Source organism: Arcobacter arenosus, assembly GCF_005771535.1.
GTDB classification, from domain to species: domain Bacteria; phylum Campylobacterota; class Campylobacteria; order Campylobacterales; family Arcobacteraceae; genus Halarcobacter; species Halarcobacter arenosus.
This window is the reverse complement of the sequence record NZ_VANU01000007.1, coordinates 64,039-85,949: the sequence shown is the minus strand read 5'-3', so window position 1 is coordinate 85,949 and position 21,911 is coordinate 64,039. Positions and strand designations below refer to the sequence as shown.

The 21,911-nt window shown below is 27.6% G+C and carries 21 protein-coding genes and 1 pseudogene; 13 read left to right on the top strand and 9 right to left on the bottom strand.

Annotated features, from left to right (window positions below):
- Positions 1 to 144: 144 nt before the first annotated feature.
- The 8 genes from FDK22_RS14200 (at position 145) to lgt (ending at position 7,625) form a co-directional block, all read left to right on the top strand.
- Positions 145 to 1,125, top strand: coding sequence for a sodium-dependent bicarbonate transport family permease (locus FDK22_RS14200; RefSeq protein ID WP_138153651.1), 981 nt, complete (start codon positions 145 to 147; stop codon positions 1,123 to 1,125).
- A gap of 15 nt (positions 1,126 to 1,140) precedes the next feature.
- Positions 1,141 to 1,422 (top strand): P-II family nitrogen regulator, encoded by a 282-nt coding sequence (locus tag FDK22_RS14195; RefSeq protein ID WP_138153650.1) that lies wholly within the window; start codon positions 1,141 to 1,143, stop codon positions 1,420 to 1,422.
- Positions 1,423 to 1,441: 19 nt separating this feature from the next.
- Complete coding sequence (locus tag FDK22_RS14190; RefSeq protein ID WP_138153649.1) at positions 1,442 to 2,599, top strand: 5-(carboxyamino)imidazole ribonucleotide synthase; 1,158 nt, start codon at positions 1,442 to 1,444, stop codon at positions 2,597 to 2,599.
- Positions 2,592 to 3,122, top strand: coding sequence for a 5-(carboxyamino)imidazole ribonucleotide mutase (gene purE, locus FDK22_RS14185; RefSeq protein WP_138153648.1), 531 nt, complete (start codon positions 2,592 to 2,594; stop codon positions 3,120 to 3,122). Before FDK22_RS14190 ends, purE begins: the two co-directional genes overlap by 8 nt.
- Before the next feature lie 69 nt (positions 3,123 to 3,191).
- Positions 3,192 to 4,118 carry an ornithine carbamoyltransferase gene (gene argF / locus FDK22_RS14180; RefSeq protein WP_138153647.1) on the top strand — a complete coding sequence of 309 codons (927 nt, stop codon included), beginning with the start codon at positions 3,192 to 3,194 and terminating at the stop codon, positions 4,116 to 4,118.
- A 19-nt stretch (positions 4,119 to 4,137) separates the two neighbouring features.
- Complete coding sequence (gene hemN / locus FDK22_RS14175; protein ID WP_138153646.1) at positions 4,138 to 5,505, top strand: oxygen-independent coproporphyrinogen III oxidase; 1,368 nt, start codon at positions 4,138 to 4,140, stop codon at positions 5,503 to 5,505.
- Complete coding sequence (locus FDK22_RS14170; protein WP_138153645.1) at positions 5,505 to 6,806, top strand: (Fe-S)-binding protein; 1,302 nt, start codon at positions 5,505 to 5,507, stop codon at positions 6,804 to 6,806. The genes hemN and FDK22_RS14170 overlap by 1 nt, the downstream gene beginning before the upstream one ends.
- Positions 6,807 to 7,625 (top strand): prolipoprotein diacylglyceryl transferase, encoded by an 819-nt coding sequence (gene lgt, locus FDK22_RS14165; RefSeq protein WP_138153644.1) that lies wholly within the window; start codon positions 6,807 to 6,809, stop codon positions 7,623 to 7,625.
- Here the strand turns inward: lgt and FDK22_RS14160 are convergent.
- The 5 genes from FDK22_RS14160 to polA form a co-directional block, all read right to left on the bottom strand.
- Positions 7,618 to 8,916, bottom strand: coding sequence for a response regulator (locus FDK22_RS14160; protein ID WP_138153643.1), 1,299 nt, complete (start codon positions 8,914 to 8,916; stop codon positions 7,618 to 7,620). The two genes, lgt and FDK22_RS14160, sit on opposite strands and share 8 nt — an antisense overlap.
- Positions 8,894 to 9,154, bottom strand: coding sequence for a DUF2116 family Zn-ribbon domain-containing protein (locus FDK22_RS14155; protein ID WP_138153642.1), 261 nt, complete (start codon positions 9,152 to 9,154; stop codon positions 8,894 to 8,896). Before FDK22_RS14155 ends, FDK22_RS14160 begins: the two co-directional genes overlap by 23 nt.
- Before the next feature lie 3 nt (positions 9,155 to 9,157).
- Positions 9,158 to 9,352, bottom strand: coding sequence for a hypothetical protein (locus FDK22_RS14150; protein WP_138153641.1), 195 nt, complete (start codon positions 9,350 to 9,352; stop codon positions 9,158 to 9,160).
- 42 nt (positions 9,353 to 9,394) lie between these two features.
- Positions 9,395 to 10,090, bottom strand: coding sequence for a response regulator transcription factor (locus tag FDK22_RS14145; RefSeq protein WP_138153640.1), 696 nt, complete (start codon positions 10,088 to 10,090; stop codon positions 9,395 to 9,397).
- A 100-nt stretch (positions 10,091 to 10,190) separates the two neighbouring features.
- On the bottom strand, positions 10,191 to 12,893 hold the full coding sequence (gene polA / locus FDK22_RS14140) for a DNA polymerase I (protein WP_138153639.1): 2,703 nt from the start codon (positions 12,891 to 12,893) through the stop codon (positions 10,191 to 10,193).
- 71 nt (positions 12,894 to 12,964) lie between these two features.
- Between polA and FDK22_RS14135 the strand changes: the two genes are divergently transcribed.
- Genes FDK22_RS14135 through FDK22_RS14125 form a run of 3 tightly spaced genes read left to right on the top strand, consistent with a single transcriptional unit; the run spans position 12,965 to position 16,556 of the window.
- Positions 12,965 to 14,461 carry a PAS domain S-box protein gene (locus FDK22_RS14135; RefSeq protein ID WP_138153638.1) on the top strand — a complete coding sequence of 499 codons (1,497 nt, stop codon included), beginning with the start codon at positions 12,965 to 12,967 and terminating at the stop codon, positions 14,459 to 14,461.
- Between the two features lie 27 nt (positions 14,462 to 14,488).
- The gene (gene kdsB, locus FDK22_RS14130) at positions 14,489 to 15,211 is read left to right on the top strand and encodes a 3-deoxy-manno-octulosonate cytidylyltransferase (RefSeq protein ID WP_138153637.1); all 723 of its coding nucleotides are present in this window, start codon (positions 14,489 to 14,491) and stop codon (positions 15,209 to 15,211) included.
- Positions 15,212 to 15,263: 52 nt separating this feature from the next.
- On the top strand, positions 15,264 to 16,556 hold the full coding sequence (locus tag FDK22_RS14125) for a diguanylate cyclase (RefSeq protein ID WP_138153636.1): 1,293 nt from the start codon (positions 15,264 to 15,266) through the stop codon (positions 16,554 to 16,556).
- Here FDK22_RS14125 and lptB read toward each other — a convergent pair.
- From lptB to FDK22_RS14105, 4 genes are read right to left on the bottom strand one after another with little or no spacing between them, the layout of a single operon-like run.
- Positions 16,553 to 17,284 (bottom strand): LPS export ABC transporter ATP-binding protein, encoded by a 732-nt coding sequence (gene lptB, locus FDK22_RS14120; protein ID WP_138153635.1) that lies wholly within the window; start codon positions 17,282 to 17,284, stop codon positions 16,553 to 16,555. The genes FDK22_RS14125 and lptB overlap by 4 nt on opposite strands.
- Positions 17,277 to 17,696: a tRNA (adenosine(37)-N6)-threonylcarbamoyltransferase complex ATPase subunit type 1 TsaE gene (gene tsaE / locus FDK22_RS14115; protein WP_138153634.1), complete on the bottom strand. Its 420-nt coding sequence runs from the start codon at positions 17,694 to 17,696 to the stop codon at positions 17,277 to 17,279. The genes lptB and tsaE overlap by 8 nt, the downstream gene beginning before the upstream one ends.
- A gap of 8 nt (positions 17,697 to 17,704) precedes the next feature.
- Positions 17,705 to 18,688, bottom strand: a complete 984-nt coding sequence (gene trpD, locus FDK22_RS14110; RefSeq protein ID WP_138153633.1) for an anthranilate phosphoribosyltransferase — start codon at positions 18,686 to 18,688, stop codon at positions 17,705 to 17,707.
- Between the two features lie 3 nt (positions 18,689 to 18,691).
- Entirely contained in the window at positions 18,692 to 18,943 is a 252-nt protein-coding gene (locus FDK22_RS14105) for a S4 domain-containing protein (RefSeq protein WP_138153632.1), read from the bottom strand.
- A 138-nt stretch (positions 18,944 to 19,081) separates the two neighbouring features.
- On the opposite strand from FDK22_RS14105, the pseudogene FDK22_RS14100 reads away from it, so the two are divergent.
- Together FDK22_RS14100 and FDK22_RS14095 are read left to right on the top strand one after the other, a co-directional pair.
- Positions 19,082 to 20,509 (top strand): annotated as a pseudogene (locus FDK22_RS14100) (methyl-accepting chemotaxis protein); the annotation flags it as partial.
- A 111-nt stretch (positions 20,510 to 20,620) separates the two neighbouring features.
- Positions 20,621 to 21,859, top strand: a complete 1,239-nt coding sequence (locus FDK22_RS14095) for an argininosuccinate synthase (protein WP_138153630.1) — start codon at positions 20,621 to 20,623, stop codon at positions 21,857 to 21,859.
- The last annotated feature ends 52 nt before the right edge of the window (positions 21,860 to 21,911 follow it).

The window sequence follows — 21,911 nt, the reverse complement described above, 5'->3', positions numbered from 1 at the left end:
AAAGTCACAAAAGTGTCACATAATGGTTAATTTGGAAATAAAAATAATTTTTTTAAATTTTTTTATTTATCTTCAAAATAGAAAAAGCTTTTTTGAGATATAATATCAATTTAATATAAGAAAAATTAGTTAGGAATTTAATCTATGAATATTGATTTAATATTACAAAATATACTAAATCCACCAATTTTATTCTTTTTTTTAGGTATGCTTGCTGTCTTTTTAAAATCTGAATTAACTATTCCACAACCTCTACCAAAACTTTTTTCCCTTTATTTATTAATTGCAATTGGTTTACATGGAGGATATGAATTATCAAAAAGTGGCTTGGATGTTTATGTATTTAAATCTTTAATACTTGCAATATTTATGGCATCTATTGTACCAATATATAGTTATTTTATCTTAAGAACAAAATTAGATACTTATAACTCAGTTGCTATTGCTGCTACTTATGGTTCAATTAGTGCTGTTACATTTATTACAGGTATTACTTACTTACAAACAATTGGAATAGAATATGGTGGTCATATGGTTGCGGCTATGACATTAATGGAGTCACCAGCAATTGTTATTGGGCTTGTATTTGCAGCTTTATTTGCAAAAAGCTCAGAGGAAGATAAAGATGAAAAAACAAATTGGAAAGAGATTTTAAAAGAATCTTTTTTAAATCCATCAGTTTTCCTACTTATTGGGGCTTTAATCATTGGAATTTTAACAGGAGAAAAAGGTTGGCATTCAATGGAACCTTTATTTGGAACTTTGTTTAAAGGTTTTCTTGCATTTTTCCTATTAGATATGGGGCTTGTTGCTGCAAGAAAAATATACGAACTTAAAAAAGTTGGTATGTTTTTAATAATTTTTGCTTTATTGATGCCAATTATAAATGCAAGTGTTGCCATAACACTTGGATATTATTTTTCTTTATCAAAAGGTGATGCATTTTTACTAGCATTATTAAGTGGTAGTGCCTCTTATATTGCAGTTCCTGCTGCTATGAGATTATCAGTACCTCAAGCAAATCCAGGTATATATTTACCATTAAGTTTAGCTATAACTTTCCCATTTAATATATCTCTTGGTATTCCATTGTATTACTATTTTATAAACTTAATTTGGGGGTAAGGATTTATGAGGGAGATGAAGAAAGTTGAAATAATAATTGAATCTGTTTATGTTAACAGATTGATTGACTTATTAAAAAGTAATGATATCAATGGTTATACAATAATCAAAGATATTCAAGGTGCAGGAGGTCATGGACTTAAAACTGCAGATGATGTAACTGATGTATTTAGTAATAATTATGTTTTTACAGTATGTGAAGAATCAAAATATTTAAATATTGAAGATTCTATTAGTAAATTTATAAAAAGATATGGTGGAAAATGCATTGTAAGTGACGTTATGTTACTAATTTAAAAAAGTAAAGAAGAGAAATATGAACAAAGATTTTAATTATTCAAATTTAAAGATTGGTATTATTGGTGGGGGACAATTAGGTAAAATCATGTCTCAAAAAGCAAAAAAAATGGGTTTTCATGTAACTATTTTAGACCCAACTTTTAATTGCCCTGCTGCTCAAGTTTCTGATAAACATATTATTGGTGGTTTTTATGACAAAGATAAACTTGAACAAATAGTTCAAGAAAATGATGTAACAACCTTTGAACTTGAACACGTTGACATGACTATTTTAAAAGAGTTATATAACCATGGACATAAAATTCACCCATCACCATATGTTATGGAATTAATACAGAACAAATATGAACAGAAAAAACTTCTTGATGAAAAAGGTATCCCTGTTCCTATGTATAAAGATGTTAGAAATGATGAGGATTTAGCTTCCTTTGGATTTCCTGTTATTCAAAAAGCAAAACTTGGTGGATATGATGGAAAAGGTGTTCAGATGCTTAAATCTCAAGAAGAGGTTAATACTAAAGCAATTAGAGATGAATCATTTATTGAAGAGTTGGTTAACATCGATAAAGAGTTGGCAATTATTGTTGCTAGAAATATAGAGGGTGAAATTAAATGTTATCCAGTTGTTGAAATGTTATTTGACGAAAGAGTTAATATTTGTGATAGTGTATTAGCTCCAGCTAGGATCCCATTTGAAATAGAACAAAAAGCTATTGAGATATCAAAAAAATCTATTGAAGCCTTAAATGGAATTGGTATTTTTGGGGTTGAACTATTTTTAACAAAAGATGGTAAAGTTTTAGTTAATGAGATTGCACCTAGACCACATAACTCAGGCCACTATACAGTTGAAGCTTGTGCAACATCACAATTTGAACAAATCATTAGAGCAGTTACAAATTTACCTTTAGGTTCTACAAAATTGATTTCTCCTGCAGTTATGATAAATCTATTAGGTGAAGAGAATTATGAAGGTGAGCCATTTATTCATGGAATTCATGATGCCTTAGAGATTCCAGAATTATCATTTCATTTTTATGGAAAATCTTATACAAAACCATTTAGAAAAATGGGACACATTACAGTTTTAGATGATGATATAAACAAAGCATTAGAAAAAGCTATGAAAGCAAAAGATATTTTAAAAATTAAAGGAAGTAAAAGATATGTCTAAACCATTAGTTGGAATTATTATGGGAAGTGACTCAGACTTACCGGTTATGAGTGAAGCAGTAAAAATGTGTGAAGAGTTTGGTATTGAATTTGAAGTAAGTATTGTATCAGCTCATAGAACTCCTGATAGATTAGTTGAATATTCTAAAAGTGCAGTAGAAAGAGGCTTAAAAGTTATCATTGCTGGAGCAGGAGGGGCAGCTCATTTACCAGGTATGGTTGCAGCTTTAACTCCACTTCCTGTAATAGGAGTTCCTGTTAGAGGTTCAAATTTAGAGGGTATGGATTCATTATTATCAATTGTACAAATGCCTGGTGGTGTTCCTGTTGCAACTGTTGCAATCAATGGAGCAAAAAATGCTGGAATTTTGGCATCTCAAATTATAGGTTCAAACAATAGTGAAATAAGAGAAAAAATCTCTATTTATAAAGAGCAAATGAATAATGAAGTTATGAGTAAAGTTGAAAAACTTGATTCTTTAAAATATAAAGAGTATTTAGCACAAATGCCTAAAAAAAAGTAAATAACCGTTAAGTTATAAGTAAACAGATTTAATATATAATGGTCGTTTTTACAAAAGAAGGATACTTAAATGAGACATTTTTTAACACTTAGAGATTATACTAAAGAAGAAATATTAGAGATTTTAGAGCTAGCTGCAAAAATCAAAAGAGAAACTAAAAATAAAGTTTTTAAAGATTATATGCCAAGAAATACTCTTGGAATGATTTTTGAAAAAAGTAGCACTAGAACTAGAGTAAGTTTTGAAGTTGGTATTTATCAATTAGGTGGAGTTGGTCTATTTTTATCTTCAAATGATATTCAATTAGGTCGTGGTGAACCTATGAGTGATACATCAAGAGTTGTATCAAGTATGGTTGATATGGTAATGATTAGAACATTTGCACAATCAAAGATTGAAGAGTTTGCAAAATATTCTAAAGTACCAGTAATCAATGGGCTTACAGATGAATATCACCCTGTACAATTAATGGCTGATTATATGACTATTCAAGAAGCTGGATTAGAAAAAGATTTAGTTGTATCTTATGTAGGTGATGGAAATAATCTAGCTCATTCTTGGCTAATGTTAGCTTCAAAATTAGGTTTTGAATTAAGAATTGCTACACCAAAAGGTTATGAAGTAAATCAAAATATTTTAGATGAGGCATTAAACTTTGCAAAGGAATCTGGAGCAAAAATCATCATTGGTAATGATCCAAAAGAAGCTTGTAAAGATGCTACTGTTATTACAACTGATACTTGGGTTTCAATGGGTCAAGAAGATGAAAAAGAGAAAAGATTAAAAGACTTTGATGGATATATTGTAGATAAAGAGATGATGAAGTTAGGAAAACCAAATGCGGTATTTTTACATTGTCTTCCTGCTTATAGAGGTTATGAGGTATCAGAAGATGTTATTGAAGGTGAAGAAAGCTTAGTTTTTGAAGAAGCTGAAAATAGATTACATGCACAAAAAGGTGTTATGGTTTGGTTAAGTAGACAAATAAATAAATAGATAGATATAAGAAGTAGATATGATTGATTTTAAAAAATTTGAAAAATATTCAAAACCAGGTCCAAGATATACATCTTATCCAACTGCACCAGAGTTTAGTGAAGAGTTTTCAAAAGAAGATTTAATAGAATATTACAGTAAACAAAGCGATGATAGAGATTTATCTTTATATATACATCTACCATTTTGTAGAAGTGCCTGTTATTTTTGTGGGTGTAATGTAATATTTACCTCAAAAGAGGATAAAAAAGTTAGATATTTAGAATACTTAAAAAAAGAACTAAATATTTTAAAGAAACATTTAAATACAAATAGAAAAGTTACTCAAATGCATTTTGGTGGAGGTACACCAACATATTTTTCACCAGAGCAGTTGAATGAAGTAATTAAAATGCTTAAAGAGACTTTTCCAAATTTTAGTGATGATGCTGAAATTTCATGTGAAGTAGATCCAAGATATTTTACAAAAGAGCATATGGCTGTATTAAAAGAAGGTGGATTTAATAGACTTTCATTTGGTGTTCAAGATTTAAATGAAGAAGTACAAAAAACAATTCATAGAATACAACCATATGAAACAACTCAAAATGTTATGAATATTGCAAGAGAAGCGGGAATAAACTCTATAAATATTGACTTAATTTATGGTCTTCCTCATCAAAATAGAAAGACATTTAATGAAACAGTTAAAGAGATTATAAAACTTAATCCAGATAGATTAGCAGTATTTAATTATGCCCATGTTCCTTGGCTTATGAAAACTATGAGAAAATTTGATGAAACAACTTTTGCTCCACCATCTGAAAAACTTGAAATATTAAAAGATACAATTGATTTTTTCACAACAAATGGATATAAAATGGTTGGAATGGATCATTTTGCAAAACCTGAAGATGAACTATTTAAAGCAATTGAAAAAGGTGAACTTCATAGAAACTTCCAAGGTTATACAACTAAAGGTGGAGCTGATTTAATAGGAATTGGTGTTACATCCATAGGCAATGGTGTTGATTACTATGCACAAAACTATAAAGATTTAAAACAATATGAAGCTGCAATTGATAATGATGAACTTCCTATTTTTAAAGGTTATAGATTAAGTGAAGATGATATTTTAAGACAATTTGTTATCATGGAGTTAATGAGTAATTTCTCTTTAAATATAAAAAGAGTTGAAGAAAAATTTAATATAGATTTTAATGAATATTTCAAAAATGACTTACCATTACTTGATGAGTTTATAGAAGCTGAATTAGTATCAATCAATGATGAAAAAATAACAGTTTCTCCTACAGGAACAATGCTAATTAGAAATATTTGTATGCCTTTTGATGCATATTTAAAAAAAGTTCCTGAAAATAAAAGAAGGTTTAGTAAAACGATATAATGAATGCAATGGAAAAATTTGATTATACACAAATTAGTGATGATTGTGTAAAATGTGGAAAATGTAAACCCGTATGTACAATTTTTAATATTAATCAAGATGAAACAACTAGCCCAAGGGGTTTTATTGATTTATTAGGTGCATACAAAAGGGATGAATTAGAACTTGATAAAAATGCAAAAGATATTTTTGAATCATGTTTTTTATGTACAAACTGCGTTGATGTATGTCCAAATGACTTACCAACAGATATGATTATTGAACAAGTAAGATATGATATTGGAAAAAAATATGGAATTGCTTGGTACAAAAGAGCATTTTTCTGGTTATTAAGACATAGAAAAACTATGGACTTATTAGCAAGTTTAGGTTGGGTTTTCCAATCTTGTGCTATAAAAAAAGATACAGAAAAGAAAACATCTTTTTTAAGATTTCCAGTACCTTTAATTAAAAAGGAAAGAGCGCTAACTTATGCTGATAGAAGAAGTTTCTTAAATAAATACCCTGAAAACATTAAAGTTAATACAGGAACAAAAACTGAAGAGAAAAAACAAAGAGTTGCTATTTTTATTGGTTGTATGAGTAATTATGCATACACAAAAACTGGTGATGGTTTAGTTAAAATTCTTAAAAAAGTTGGTGTTGATATTTTTATACCTAAAAAACAATTATGTTGTGGAGCACCAGCTTATTTTACAGGTGATTTTGATACTGTTGATTATCTAGTCAAACATAATATTGAATATTTTGAACAATGGCTAGATGAAGTTGATGCGATTGTTATCCCTGAAGCTACATGTAGTGCAATGATTAACCAAGATTGGGAACACTTCTTACATGACCAACCAGAATGGAAAGAAAGAGCTGCAAAAATTTCTAAAAAAGTTTTTATGGCAACAAAATGGCTTGAAGATAATACTAATTTAAAACAATTACTTGCAAATTCTAGCAAAAAATTTGACACAACTGTAACATATCATGATGCATGTCACGCAAGAAAAGTTCAAGGTGTTTGGCAAGAGCCAAGAGCATTATTAAGTCAAAACTATGTTATGAAAGAGATGAGTGATCCAAATAGATGTTGTGGATTTGGTGGGGTTACAATGCAGTCAGAGAAATATGAATTAGCAAGGGCTGCTGGACTTCCAAAAGCTGCTATGATTAAAGAAACAAAAGCAGAAATTGTAAGTGCTGAGTGTAGTGCCTGTAGAATTCAAGTATCTAACTCACTTCATGTATCTAATGTAGATGTTACATTTAAAAATCCAATTGAATTAATTGCAGACGCATTAGAAGATTAAATGGAATACTGGCAGAATATTTATTCTAACTTTGACCCTATAGCTTTTAAGCTAGGGGCTATTGCAGTACACTGGTATGGAATCATGTATGCACTTGCCCTACTTTCTGCCATATTTGTAGCTAAATGGCTAATAAAAAAAGATAAACTTCCAATCTCAGATGAACTTTTTGATTCATACATTTGGTGGGCTGAGATTGGTGTTATTTTAGGTGCTAGACTTGGTTATATAATATTTTATGACCCTCAAAAAATCTATTATTTAACTCACCCTTGGCAGATATTTAATCCTTTTATAAATGGTGAATTCACAGGTATATCAGGGATGAGTTACCATGGTGCTTTTATTGGTTTTTTAATTGCATCATTACTATTTTGTAAAAAGAATAAGGTTTCTTTTTGGTTTTTAGCAGATATTTCAGTACTTGGAATTAGTGCTGGATATGCTTTTGGTAGATTAGGTAACTTTTTTAATCAAGAACTTGTTGGCCGAGTTACAGATGTACCTTGGGGTATTTATGTAAACAACACATTAAGACATCCTTCTCAAATATATGAAGCAATTCTAGAAGGTGTTTTAATTTTTATTATTCTTTACACAATAAGAAATAAAAAACTTTTTGATGGACAACTTGCAATTATGTATGGTATTTTATATTCATTAGCAAGAATTACAGCAGAATTTTTCAGACAACCTGATATTCAATTGGGTTTTTTATATGGAGACTGGTTAACAATGGGGATGTTACAATCAGGAATTTTTGCAATTTTAAGTGTAATAGTTTTAGTTTTAATTAAAAAAAATAAAAAAACTATTTAAGTCGCCCAAGTTGACCAAATTTATCTTCATAGGCAGCTATAACATCTTCTAAATTTTTTATTTTTTCTCTATACTCATCAATATAGCCCTGGAATGTTTTTATTCCCTCTTGAGCCTTTTCATATTTTTCACTAATAATATCACTTCTTTTTTTAATTTTTTGATAATTTTCAACTGCTAGTACAGATGTTTTGTGAAGCTTTTCAATCCTTATTTGATATCCTTTTTGTAAATCATCATTTTTATCTAAAGCCTCTTTTAATTTATTTTCTAAAGAGATAATTCTCCCTTTATTATCAGCATTTTTTGTTCTTAGACTTTTAATTTGTTCATTTAATTCATGAATAAATTTAGCTACTTGCTCATCTTTTTGCATTTTTGCAAAATGAACTGCATCATCAAACTCTTCTTTTAATTGCTTTTCATGTTTTATTTGATCAGATTTTTGTTTCATAATAAACTTTTTAAGTTTATGTTTTTCTTCCTCATCTTCAGTAACAACAAATCTACTTGCCATATATTTTTCAATATTTCCATCTTCATCTAAAACAGGAAATACAGTTGCTTTTACATAATAAGCTGAACCATCTTTTGCTTTATTTTTAATTTTACCTTTCCAAATATTACCATTTTGTATTGTTTGCCACATTTGTTCATATACTTTTGGTGAAACATCAGGATGCCTTACTATATTATGGTTTGCACCAATTAATTCTTCTTTAGTATAACCTGATACCTTACAAAAAATATCATTTGCATATGTAATATAACCTTTTAAATCTGTTTCACTAACTAGATTCTCCCTATCTAAAATCTCTTTGTAAATTTGTAATTCATTTTGTTGCTTTAAAACAAGTTTTTGATTATGTCTATTAGTTAAAATTTTATTTAGAATTTTTAATGTTGAATTTAATTGCATTGGTTTTACAATATAATCAGCTACATTTAACTTTATTGCACGTGTTAAAATATTTACATCATTAAAAGCAGTAATGATTAAAACTGGTATTTCAAAATCTAATTTTCTAACTTCACTCATAAACTCCAAACCATTCATATTTGGCATGTTTATATCTGTTAATATAATATCAATTTCATTTTTATGATTATTGTAAAGATCAATTCCTTCTTGTCCATCTTTTCCAAAATAAACTTTACCAAACACTTTTTCAAAAATAGAAAAAGTTTCTTGGCCTATTGTTTCATCATCTTCTAAGTATAAGAGAGTAGATCGTTTAAGTATAGAATCTTCAACGGAGAAATTTGTATTAGTTTGATTCGATGTAGCCATATTCTACTGCTAGTTCATCAATTTTCTTTTGCAGTAAATCAATTCTCCAACCATGTCTATTTGCGAAATTCTCAATTTCTGCTTCTCGCTCTTCTTGTGTACTGAATACAAAAATTCTTTTTAGAAATGGTTTTGGAACTTGAATTGCAATCAATTGAAAATAGTTTTCTTTACAACCTCTAGAACAGAAAGCTTTACTCATGGCTATTTTCTTTCCACAGTATGGGCAATGTGACATTAGTTATTTCCCCTTTTTTGGTATTAATTTATAAAATTTAGCATTTGTTATGTCTTGGAGAAACTTTGGATCAATATCATGAAGAGCAATTATTTCAATCTCTTCATTACCCATCATCCAGCCTCTTCCAGTATCAGTAATTTCTTGATTTTCAAACATATCAATCAATTCTTCTTTAGATACGATTATCTCTTCCATGCTAATCTTTACATATTATAGTAAAAAAAGATGAAGTGAAAATTAAACTTCATCAATTACATAACCTTTATTAGAGTGATTTCTAACAATCTCATAATAGGTTTTCTGTCTAACTTTATTTACAATATTTCTCATAGTGTAAATTGACATGTTTTTACCTTTCCAAACTACATTTTTAATTGTATCATAATCAACAATTTCACCTTTTTTTGCAATTAGTAGTTTTAAGAAACCTTTTTCAAGTCTTGTAAAATCAATAAGTGTTCCACCAGATTTATAAAACTGATCTCTATATTCATCAAAATAAATTCCATGTTGGAATTCAATTTTATCACCTCTTTTAGTTTGATTTAAACACATAATTACAGCTAGTTTTACACCTTTAGGTCTTAAAGGTTTAGTTAAAAACGTATACGCACTATTATTAATTGCTGTAACAATATTTTCATTGTTATCATCACCTGAAATAACTATTTTAGGTAAATTTGGTGCTGCTGCACTAATATTAGAGCATGCTTCTTCAAAATCTTTTCCTGATATGTCAGTATCAATAACAACCATATCATAACTATTTTCATTAATTAATGAAATTGCCTCATCATAACTTTTAACTAATGTTAATTCTTTAAAATACTCATCAAATTCATTTTCAATTGTGTTTTTTACATTTTCATCATTACTAATAAATAGTAACTTTGCATTGTAAAGTTTTCTTATGTTTTTTAAGGTCTTAATCATAATGCCCTCTTTCATAATAATTTTTTTAAATTCTATCAGAAATAAATAGAAATGTCAAAATAAAATTATTAAAAAATAAAAAAAATTTATATCTTAATTGTTATTTCAACTCTTGCCAACTTAAACCAAGAGTTTTTGAGACTTTTAAAGGAACTCTTAATTTATAGATATTCTCCATTATATCTACCAAATTTTTTGTTATTTTATCAACTTCTTCATCTTTTACTTCAAAAATTAATTCATCATGGATTTGGAGTAACATTTTTACATTTTTATTACTTTTATATTCATTATGAATTTTTATCATAGAAAGTTTTATTAAATCTGCTGCACTTCCTTGGAATAATGTATTAACTGATTCTCTTAAGAATGCAGCTCTCATCATTGCATTTGCTGAATCAAAATCAAATAATCGTCTTCTACCAATTAAAGTTTCAACATAACCATCTTCTAAAGCTTTATCTTCAATAGATTTTAAATACTCTTTTACACTAGTAAAATTTTCAAAATAAGCATCAATATATTTTTTTGCTTCTTTTGCAGGAATTCCTAATGTATCTCCAAGTTTTCTACTACCCATACCATATAATAAACCAAAATTTATTGATTTTGCAATTGACCTTTTTGAATCAGCTTCCTCTTCACCAAAAATTTTTACTGCTGTTTGTCTATGGATATCTTTATCTTCATTAAAGGCATCAAGTAAAGCTTTGTCTTGTGAAAAATGAGCAAGTAATCTTAATTCTATTTGTGAATAATCAATTCCAAGTAATTTATATCCTTCAGCTGGAATAAAAGCACTTCTAATTTGAGACCCTGCTTCTGTTCTTACAGGAATATTTTGTAGGTTGGGATTTTTAGAGCTTAATCTTCCTGTTGCTGTTCCTGTTTGTAAAAAAGAGGTAAAAATTCTATTTTCATCATTTTTATTACCTAATTCAAGTAAAGGTTCAATATAAGTAGATTGAAGTTTAAAAGCCTCCCTGTAATTTAAAAGTAAAGGAACTATTTCATGTTCATCTTTTAATTTTTGAAGGACTACTTCATTTGTACTGTAACCACTTTTTGTTTTCTTTGATGGTGGTAGTTTTAAGGTCTCAAAAAGTATTGAACCTAATTGTTTAGGTGAATTAAGATTAAACTCTGTATTTGCTTTTTCATATATGCTTGCTGTTAAATTTTGGATTGTCTCTTGATTTGTTACTTTTAGCTCTTCAAGTTTTTTAACATCAATTTTTATTCCTAACTCTTCCATACTCGCTAATACATAAATAAAATCGAATTCATAATCATGGGCTATTTTTATCAAATTTTCACAATTTTTATTTTTAAACTCTTCTAATAACTTATAATAAGTCTTATATGTATACAGTGCATCTTCAGCAGCATATTTACATGCTTCTTCAATCTCTACATTAGAAAAATTTTCACCTTTTTTAACAACATCTTTATATGCAATCATTTTATGGTCAAAATATTTTAAAGCCAAAGCATCAAGTCCAATTTTTGAACTTGAATCTAAAAGCCAAGCTAAAATCATAGTATCTGCAAATAAAATCAGTTCAATATCTAACTGATTTTTTACAATTGAATAATCATATTTAAAATTTTGTAGGATTAATTTTTTCTTATTTAATTCATTTATAGCTTTTTTTGCACCATCAATTGAGATTTGGTTTGGTACTCCTAAATAATTATGATTAATAGGTACATAAAAAGCTTTATTCTCCTCATAGGCAAAAGAAAAACCGACAAGTTTCGCATTTTTTGTATCTAAGTCAGTTGTTTCTGTATCAAATGCTACAAGAGTATCCTCTTTAATTGACTCAACTATTTTTATTAATTCATTTTCATCATTTAAAAGAACATATTCAATATTCTCATCTTTTTTAACGGGAATATCAATTTGTTGTTCTGGAATTTTAGTTTTATAGTTTAATCCCTCTTTATTAACCCTTTCAATTATTCTATTCATATCATATTCAAGTAAGGTATCAGCAATTTTTAATATTGGGTTTTCTTCTGGTAAAGTGTAGTTTTCAAGTTCTTCAATACTATGACAATCTGTATGTAAAGTAACTAATTGTTTTGAAATAAATGCTAATTCTTTACCTTCAATTAAAAGCTTTTTCCATCTTGGTTTTTCAATATTTTCAATGTTTTCATATATTGAATCTAAACTTCCAAATTGTTGAATTAAAGCTTCTGCAGTTTTTGCCCCTACTCCTTTAACTCCTGGAACATTATCAGCACTATCCCCTAATAAAGATTGATAATCAATAAATTGTTTTGGTTTTACACCATATTTATCAAAACATTTTTCTTCATTAATTGTTGTCTTTTTAATTGGATCAAATAAATAAATTTCATTTTTATCATCAATTAATTGATAAAGGTCTTTATCATGGGAAACTATTCTAACTTCAATATCGTTACATTTAGCATCATTTACAATTGAAGCAATTATATCATCTGCTTCAAATCCATCTTCCATTGCAACTTGAAATCCCATTTTAACAATCCAATCAATTGCAATTGGAAGTTGTTTTAATAAATCTTCGGGAACATCTGGTCTGTGAGATTTATATTCATTATAAATATCTTTTCTAAAAGTATCTCCTTTAGAATCTAAAGCAAATACTAAATAATCTGTTTGAAAATCTTTTCCTATATTTGAAATAAAATTCATAAAACCTGTTAATAAACCTGTTGGAAAACCACTTTTTGATTTTAGTGGAGGCAAGGCATAATAACTTCTAAATAAAAATCCAAATGTATCAATAACTGTAATAGTTTTCTTCATATAATAACTCTTTCATACTCTTGTTTAAAGATTTTATATTATAATATTGTCACTAAAAATAAGGTTTTATATTGACTAATCAAGACATTGAAAAGCTTAAAAGAAATAATTTAGAATTACAAGAGATTATAAATAATTCTTGGGATGGAATTGGAATTATTGATGAAAATACCAAGTTTATTTATATAAATAATGCATTTATGCCAATACTAGGATTCTCAAAAGAAGAACTATTAAGTACAAATTTTTCTTCACTAATGGAAGATAAATTTAAAGAATCATTTTTAAATCTTTTAAAAAATACTGACAAAAGTAAAAAATATAAAGCAGAGATTGATTTAGTTTGTAAAAGAAAAGACAAAAAAAGAGTATATTTAAAAATTACTATATCTACGATGTTAAATAATAATCTTTTTGTAATAAATACAAAAGATATAACCTCACAAATCTCCGATGATGAAATTTTAAATGATTATGTAATATCAATGCATACAGATTTACATGGACACATAACAAAAGCAAGCTCAGCTTTTTGTAAACTTTCTGGATATGATGAAAAGGAATTAGTTGGAAAATCATTTTCATCTTTAGCCCATAGGGATTCAGATTTAATTATTTATAAAAATATTTTATCTAATCTTGAAAATTTTCAAGAATGGAGTGGAAAATTAAAAAAACTAAAAAAAGATGGTTCAACTTTTTGGATAAATTTACGCGCTAAACCAATTTACAATAAATATGGTGATGTTACAGGATATACCTATTTAATGTTTGACATTACAGAAGAGATAAATTTAAATGACTCCTCATCTTTATTAAAATCTGAAATTTCAAAAGCAAAAGATGAGATTGAACAAAAAGATAAACTACTCTTACAAAAATCAAAACTAGCTATTATGACTGAAACATTACAAATGTTATCCCATGAATGGCGACAACCTTTAAATCTTATCTCTATTCAAGCCCAGAAACTTGAAATCAATTATTCTATGAATAAAAATCCATCAAAAAAAGAAACTATTTCAACATTGGAAACAATCCATGATGAGGCTATTAAACTCTCTAATACAATTGAAAGTTTTCAAAAATTTCTTCAATTAAAAAATCAAAAAGAAGAGATATCTTTTGATGAAATTCTTAATCAAGCAATTGAAAAAATTGGTTTAGAATATGATATAAAAGATATAATTTTTGAAAAAAAGATAAAAAAAGATTTGATATTTAAATCCTTAAAAAATGAATTAATTGATGTTCTAATTAATATCATAAAAAATTCAATTGAGGCATTTGATAAAAATAAAATTACAAAAAAGAAAATAAAAATAAATCAAAATCAAATTGATGATAAGATTATAATTGAGATTTCAGATAATGCAAAAGGGATAGATGAAGATATCATACATCAAGTTTTCGAGCCATACTTTTCAACAAAAGAACAAAAACATGGTGTTGGCTTAGGACTTTATATGAGTAAAATAATTGTAAATATCCATTTAAATGGAATAATTACTGCAAAAAACAATACAGATGGTACAACAATAAAAATCTCATTACCATATGAAAAATAATATTAACAATTAAAAAGGATTAATTAAATGATTATAATACCTGCAAGATTAAATTCAAGTAGATTTGCAAACAAAATTCTAGTAGATATTTTAGGTTTACCAATGGTTATAAGAACTGCTAAACAAGTAAGTTCTTTGGATAAAGTAGTTATAGCAACCGATTCTCAAGAAGTTATTGATTTAGCTAATGAATACGGTTTTGATGCTGTTTTAACATCAAGTGAACATCAAAGTGGTACGGATAGGATTAATGAGGCGGTAAATATTTTAAATCTAGATGATGATGAAATCATTATAAATGTTCAAGGAGATGAACCTTTCATTGAACCAGAAGTTATAGAAAAAGTAATAAATAGAGTAAAACAAGTTAAAAAAAATAATGAAGATATAATGATTACTAGTTGTTTTAAGAAAATTACTTCAGAACTAGCAGATGACCCTAATCATGTAAAAGTAATTTTAGATGAAAATTCAAATGCAATTTATTTTTCAAGATCTAAAATTCCATACCATAGAGACCATTATGAATCATCTTCTTATTATGGACACTTAGGAATTTATGGCTTTACTAAAAAATCATTAAATGATTTTTGTTCCCTTAAACAATCAAAATTAGAAACAATTGAAAAGCTAGAACAATTAAGAGCTATTGACAATGATTACAAAGTTGCTATGGTAGAAGTTGAATCAAAATCTTTCGGAATTGATACAGAAGAGGATCTAAAAAATGCAATTAAGATTTTTAATTAGTTTCTTTTAAATAATTTTTTTATAATATTATGCATTAAAAAAAAGGTTTTATATGAATAAAGAGATATTAAATAACCTCGTAATCTTATATATTGAAGATGAAGATGATATTAGAGAATTTACATTTAAAACCTTATCCTCTATTGTAAAAAAAGTTTTTGTATCTAAAAACGGGGCTGAAGCATTAGAGATATATAAAAACAATAAAGATATTAATCTAATTTTAACGGATATTAATATACCAAAAATAGGTGGACTTGAAGTATGTGAAGAGATTAGGAAAGAAGACTCTTCTATTCCTTTAATAATCACAAGTGCCCATAGTGACCACTTCTTTCTAAAAAAAGCTATCGATTTAAATGTAAGTTCATATGTACTAAAACCTGTAGATTTATATCAGTTAGTTCAAAATATGATAAGAGCCTCAGAACCTCTTTTTTTAAAAAAAGAGTTAGAGTCTGTAAATATTGAACTTGAGAATAAAATACAAGATGAAAAAAAAGAGATAAAACATATTTTAGATACTCAAAAAAATATGATACTTCTTATAGAAGATGAAAAAATTATCGAAGTAAATAAAAGTTTTCAAGAGTTTTTTTTAATTGAAGATCAAGATAAATTTCTTTCAGAATTTGATACTTTATATAAAATCTTTAATTCTAAATCTTTTTTTGAACCTTATTTAAATATATCTCAAACAGATGATATTGAAAAATTCAAAAAACTTGATGATTTAAATAAAATTGTAAAAGTTAAAAGTGATGATGATAATGAACTCTCATTTTTAATAAATATTGATAAAATTGAAAATGAAAAAAATAGATATATTGTAACTCTCTTAGATATTACCCAAATAAATGAAAAATTAAATCTATTAGATTTTCAAGCAAATCATGATGGTTTAACTGGACTGTTTAATTACAATAAATTTAAAGATATATTATCAAAAGAGATTAGAAGAGATAAAAGATATGGCAATGATTTATCAGTTATTGCTTTTGATATAAACAATCTGGAAAATAAACCTTTAGATGATGAAATTTTAAAAAAAACAAGTGAAATAGTTTTAAACAATATCAGAGAGTTTGATAGTATAGGAAGATGGGATGACTTTAATTTCTTAATTATTTTACCTCAAACTAAAATTGATGGGGCACAATATGTTTCAGAAAAAATTAAAACAAATATTCTTAAAAACAAACTTTTTGTTGATAATAAATTAAATGTAAGTTTTGGAATTACAGTTTTAAATAAAGAAGATAATATTGAAACAATAATAAAAAGAGTGAAATCATCTTTAGATGAAGCAAAAAAGAGAGGGAACAATTGTATTAATTGTTCTTAAAAGTTAAAACTTTCCCCTAAGTAGTGTTCTCTAACGCTACCATCACTTTTTATCTCTTCTGCATTTCCAGAAGCAAGTAAACTACCACTTTTCATAACATAAGCTCTATTACAAATCTCTAAGGTTTCCCTTACATTATGGTCTGTAATTAATATTCCAATCCCTATTTTAGTTAATTCATGAATTATCTCTTGAATATCTTTAACAGCAATAGGATCAACACCAGCAAAAGGTTCATCTAATAATAAAAATTTTGGCTTAGAGACTAAAGCTCTAGCAATCTCTGTTCTTCTTCTCTCTCCACCAGATAAAGAGATACCTTTTCTCTGTCTTATTGGTTCAATATTAAAAACTTCTAATAAATCTTCAACTCGCTTATGTTGCTCTTTTTTATCTTTTGTAACAATTTGAGCAGCTAACATTAAATTATCTTCAACTGATAAATCTTTAAAAATAGATGATTCTTGTGGAAGATAACCAATCCCTTTTAATGCTCTTTTATGTAAAGGAAGTTCAGTTATATCCTCTTCATCAAAATAAACTTTTCCATTTGTTGGACTAACAAGTCCACATACTGTATAAAAAGTTGTAGTTTTTCCTGCTCCATTAGGACCTAATAAACCTACAATCTCACCAGAGTTTACTTCAAGGGAAATACCATGTAAGATTTGTGTTTTTTTAATACTTTTAGTAATACCTTCAATTCTTAATTTACTTTTTTTATTCATCTATTTTATATTGCCTTTTATTCTCTAGTTTTTCAATATTTAAAATAAGTACATTAAAACCATAAGATTTCAATAATTCTTCTAGTTTCTCATTTCCCCACTCTACAAAATGGATACCATTTTTTTCAAATTCTTCTAAAAGACCTAAAGAGATAAACTCTTCTAATGTTTTATTATAAACATCATAATGGAAAACTCTATTATCATAAATAGATTGTAGAGAAAAAGTTGGAGAAGTAACATTTTCATTAATTCCTAAAGATTTAACATAATTTTTTACAAATGTAGTCTTACCACTTGCCAAATCTCCTCTAAGAATAATTATACAGTCATTATTTAAAGCTTCAATTTGAGATTTCAATTCATCTACAATAACATTAAGTTCATTTTCATTTAAAAGAAATGATTTCAATAAAATTCCTAATTTAATTTTGAAGATACTTCAATTAATTTTTCAAGTTTTTCTTTTGCTTTTCCACTATAAATTGCATCTCTTGCTATTTCAATACCCTCTTTAAAATCATTTGCTTTTTCATCAACAATTAATGCAGCAGCTGTATTTAACAAGACGATATCAAGTTTTGCACCCTCTTCTTCATTAGATAATATTGCTTTTGTAATTTTTGCATTATAAGCAGCATCTCCACCTAATATTGCTTCTTTAGGAGATAATTTCATTCCATACTCTTGCGGATCTATAATAAAATCACTAGTTCTTTCATTAATTAAACTAGTTGCATAAGTTACATCACTTATAGATATTTCATCCATACCATCTTTTGAACTTACTACCATTGCTCTATTTGTATCTAATAAGGTAAGTGCCGTAATCATTTTATTAATATAAGAATCACTAAATACACCAATTAATTGTTTTGATACAGTAGCAGGATTAGCTAAAGGTCCTAAAATATTAAATATAGTTCTATGTGGGATTGATTTTCTAATTGGCATAACATATTTCATAGCTGGATGATGATTTTGTGCAAACATAAAGCAAAAACCTGTATCTTCCAACATTTTTGCTGTATTTTCCAAAGACAGATTTAAATTTAATCCAAGCGCTTCTAACATATCTGCACTACCACTCTTACTTGTAATACTTCTATTACCATGTTTTGCAACATAACACCCACAAGCAGCTAAAACAATTGATACAGTAGTTGAAATATTAAATGAATTTGATTTATCACCACCTGTTCCACAATTATCAATCAATTTTTCTTTTAAAGCATAATGAACTGGCAAAGGAATTAAATGGTCTCTCATAGCGCTAGCTGCTCCTGCAATTTCAGCAGCAGTTTCACCTCTTTCATATAATTCAATTAGATATTCTCTAACCTCGTCCTCAGGAAGTTTATTCTCAAATATATCATCAAATTTTAATTTAGCCATATTGAACATCTATTATCCTTCTATTTTTTCGACATATTCTGCCATTTTAGATTTTGGTGTAGATTTTGTAGTTGGTATTTGTAATACCTTAAATTTATCACTTCTTTCAAGGTATTTAATCTCAATTAAATCACCAACTTTTACCTCTTTTGCTTTTTTAACAGCTTGTCCATTTATAAAGACAACTTTGTGCTCAAGCATATCCTCAGCAACTGCTCTTCTTTTTGTAATATTAACCGCATTTAAAAATTTATCTATTCTCATAGATTAAATTATATCTAAAACTATTTAAAAACACTTTTTTTAAAGAATAAAAGTAAGAAATAATACTTTCACAATACTATGTTCTACTATAATTTTTTCAATAAATAAAATATAAGTAAATAAGAGGAGACACTTATTATGTTTAATTTTGGGAAAACACAGGAAGAATCAGGGAGATTACTTGCAATGGAAGAAAACTATGCAATTATATCTTTTAAGCCTGATGGGACAATCATACATGCTAATAATAACTTTTTAAATGCATTAGGATACACTTTAGATGAAGTTGAAGGTAAACACCATAGGATGTTTTGCGATAAAGATTATGTAAACACCTCTGAATACTCACAATTTTGGAAAGATTTAGCTGATGGTAAATCTAATATCAATGAGTTTGAAAGATTTAAAAAAGATGGTAGCTCAATTTGGATTCAAGCTTCTTATACTCCTGTTAGGGATAGTAAGGGTGTTGTGATAAGAGTAGTTAAATTTGCTCAAGATATTACAGACTCAAAAAGGGTAATTACGTCAGTAAAAGATGCTATTGATGTTGCAAAAGAAGGTAATATGAACCAAACAATAGAAGAAAGTACAACAAACACAGGTATTGAAGAACTTAAAAATGGAATCAATGAATTGTTTAAAATTGTATCTTCTAAAGTTAATAATGATTTAAATAATATTACAAAAGCTTTAATCTCTTATCAAAACCTTGATTTTACATATAAAATAGAAGATGATAATAATCTAGGAGAAACAGCAATTGGACTAAACAACTTAGCAGATGTTATTAATAAAATGTTATTAGATAACAAAAAAAATGGACTTGCACTAGAAAAAAGTTCTAATGTTCTTCTATCGAATGTTGATAGCTTAAATATTAATTCAAATGAAGCTGCTGCATCATTAGAAGAGACAGCTGCTGCATTAGAAGAGATTACCTCAAATATTTCAGCAAATACGCAAAATGTTATAAAAATGACTGAATTTGCAAATCAAGTAACTATCTCGGCAAATGAAGGAAAAGATTTAGCACAACAAACAACAACGGCAATGAATGAAATTGATGACGAAGTTAATGCTATAAATGATGCAATTACTGTAATTGACCAAATAGCCTTTCAAACAAATATTCTTTCACTAAATGCAGCAGTAGAAGCTGCAACAGCGGGTGAAGCAGGTAAAGGGTTTGCCGTTGTTGCACAAGAAGTTAGAAATTTAGCTTCTAGGTCTGCTGAAGCAGCAAAAGAGATTAAAAATCTAGTTGAAAAAGCAACAACTAAAGCAAATAATGGGAAAGTTATCTCCGATAAAATGATTTTAGGGTATAACTATCTAAATGAAAATATTAATAAAACAATTGAACTTATTTCAAATGTGGAATCTGCTTCAAAAGAACAAGAATCTGGAATTGTTCAGATTAATGATGCAATCAATAGTCTTGACCAACAAACACAACAAAATGCTTCAATTGCCAATGAAACTAAAGTTATAGCTCAACAAACAGATGAAATAGCTAAATTTATTGTTTCTGAAGCAAATGAAAAAAACTTTATCGGAAAAGATACTGCTTAAACAAAAAATAACATAAAAAAAGGAAGAAAGTTATATAAACTATTTTATAGCTTTCTTTTGTTAAAATGCGTTCTTTAAAATAACCATTTCATAGGATATATTATGAGCAAAAAAGAAGTTAAAAAAGTTGTACTTGCTTACAGTGGTGGGCTAGATACATCTACAATATTAAAATGGCTACAAGATGAGTATAATGCAGAAGTTATCACTTTTACAGCTGACCTAGGTCAAGGAGAAGAAGTAGAACCAGCAAGGGAAAAAGCACTTGCATGTGGAATTAAACCAGAAAATATTTTTATTTTAGATATTAAAGAAGAATTTGTAAAAGATTACGTATTCCCAATGTTTAGAGCTAATGCAATTTATGAGGGTGAATATCTATTAGGTACTTCAATTGCAAGACCATTAATTGCAAAAAAACAAATTGAAATTGCAAACAAAATGGGTGCAGATGCTGTATCACATGGAGCAACAGGAAAAGGTAATGACCAAGTTAGATTTGAGTTAGGATATTTAGGATTAAATCCAGATATTACTGTTATAGCTCCTTGGAGAGAATGGGATTTAAATTCAAGGGAAAAACTACTTGCATATGCTAAGAAAAATGGTATACAAATTGATAAAAAACATATTGATGAAAATGGAAACCCAGTTGTAAGTCCATATTCAATGGATGCAAACCTTTTACATATTTCATATGAAGGGTTATTATTAGAAAACCCAAATGCAGAACCAGAAGAAGCAATGTGGTTATGGACTAATTCTCCAGAAAATGCTCCTGATGAACCAGAATACATCACAATCGATTATAAAAATGGTGACCCTATTGCAATAAATGGTGAAGCTATGTCTCCTGCAACTATTCTTGAAACATTAAATCAATATGGTAACAAACATGGTATTGGAAGAATTGATATTGTTGAAAATAGATATGTTGGTATGAAAGCTAGAGGATGTTATGAAACTCCAGGTGGAACTATCATGCTAAAAGCTCATAGAGCAATTGAATCTATTACTTTAGATAGAGAAGAAGCTCACTTAAAAGATGAGATGATGCCAAGATATGCTAAATTAATCTATCAAGGTTATTGGTTCTCTCCTGAAAGAGAGATGCTTCAAGCTGCAATTGATAAAACTCAAGAGAATGTAGAAGGTAGAGTTAAATTAAAACTTTATAAAGGTAATGTAATAGTTGTTGGAAGAGAATCTGAAAAATCTTTATTTTCTGAAGCACACTCTACTTTTGAAGAAGATGAAGTTTACAACCAAAAAGATGCAGAAGGATTTATTAGACTTAATGCGTTAAGATTTATCATTGCTGGTCAATCACAAAACAAATAGATATTTTATTTACAAAATGGTTACAAAGTAACCAGCTTAAACTACACATATA

What these genes read in the sequence shown, in the direction of transcription:
- FDK22_RS14145 (WP_138153640.1), bottom strand. Translation starts at nt 10,090, where the DNA reads ATGATTAAGACCTTAAAAAACATAAGAAAACTTTACAATGCAAAGTTA.
- argF (WP_138153647.1), top strand. Translation starts at nt 3,192, where the DNA reads ATGAGACATTTTTTAACACTTAGAGATTATACTAAAGAAGAAATATTA.
- trpD (WP_138153633.1), bottom strand. Translation starts at nt 18,688, where the DNA reads ATGTTCAATATGGCTAAATTAAAATTTGATGATATATTTGAGAATAAA.
- FDK22_RS14150 (WP_138153641.1), bottom strand. Translation starts at nt 9,352, where the DNA reads ATGGAAGAGATAATCGTATCTAAAGAAGAATTGATTGATATGTTTGAA.
- FDK22_RS14125 (WP_138153636.1), top strand. Translation starts at nt 15,264, where the DNA reads ATGAATAAAGAGATATTAAATAACCTCGTAATCTTATATATTGAAGAT.
- FDK22_RS14170 (WP_138153645.1), top strand. Translation starts at nt 5,505, where the DNA reads ATGAATGCAATGGAAAAATTTGATTATACACAAATTAGTGATGATTGT.
- FDK22_RS14160 (WP_138153643.1), bottom strand. Translation starts at nt 8,916, where the DNA reads ATGGCTACATCGAATCAAACTAATACAAATTTCTCCGTTGAAGATTCT.
- FDK22_RS14195 (WP_138153650.1), top strand. Translation starts at nt 1,141, where the DNA reads ATGAAGAAAGTTGAAATAATAATTGAATCTGTTTATGTTAACAGATTG.
- FDK22_RS14200 (WP_138153651.1), top strand. Translation starts at nt 145, where the DNA reads ATGAATATTGATTTAATATTACAAAATATACTAAATCCACCAATTTTA.
- kdsB (WP_138153637.1), top strand. Translation starts at nt 14,489, where the DNA reads ATGATTATAATACCTGCAAGATTAAATTCAAGTAGATTTGCAAACAAA.
- FDK22_RS14095 (WP_138153630.1), top strand. Translation starts at nt 20,621, where the DNA reads ATGAGCAAAAAAGAAGTTAAAAAAGTTGTACTTGCTTACAGTGGTGGG.
- FDK22_RS14105 (WP_138153632.1), bottom strand. Translation starts at nt 18,943, where the DNA reads ATGAGAATAGATAAATTTTTAAATGCGGTTAATATTACAAAAAGAAGA.
- FDK22_RS14190 (WP_138153649.1), top strand. Translation starts at nt 1,442, where the DNA reads ATGAACAAAGATTTTAATTATTCAAATTTAAAGATTGGTATTATTGGT.
- lptB (WP_138153635.1), bottom strand. Translation starts at nt 17,284, where the DNA reads ATGAATAAAAAAAGTAAATTAAGAATTGAAGGTATTACTAAAAGTATT.
- lgt (WP_138153644.1), top strand. Translation starts at nt 6,807, where the DNA reads ATGGAATACTGGCAGAATATTTATTCTAACTTTGACCCTATAGCTTTT.
- polA (WP_138153639.1), bottom strand. Translation starts at nt 12,893, where the DNA reads ATGAAGAAAACTATTACAGTTATTGATACATTTGGATTTTTATTTAGA.
- purE (WP_138153648.1), top strand. Translation starts at nt 2,592, where the DNA reads ATGTCTAAACCATTAGTTGGAATTATTATGGGAAGTGACTCAGACTTA.
- hemN (WP_138153646.1), top strand. Translation starts at nt 4,138, where the DNA reads ATGATTGATTTTAAAAAATTTGAAAAATATTCAAAACCAGGTCCAAGA.
- FDK22_RS14155 (WP_138153642.1), bottom strand. Translation starts at nt 9,154, where the DNA reads ATGTCACATTGCCCATACTGTGGAAAGAAAATAGCCATGAGTAAAGCT.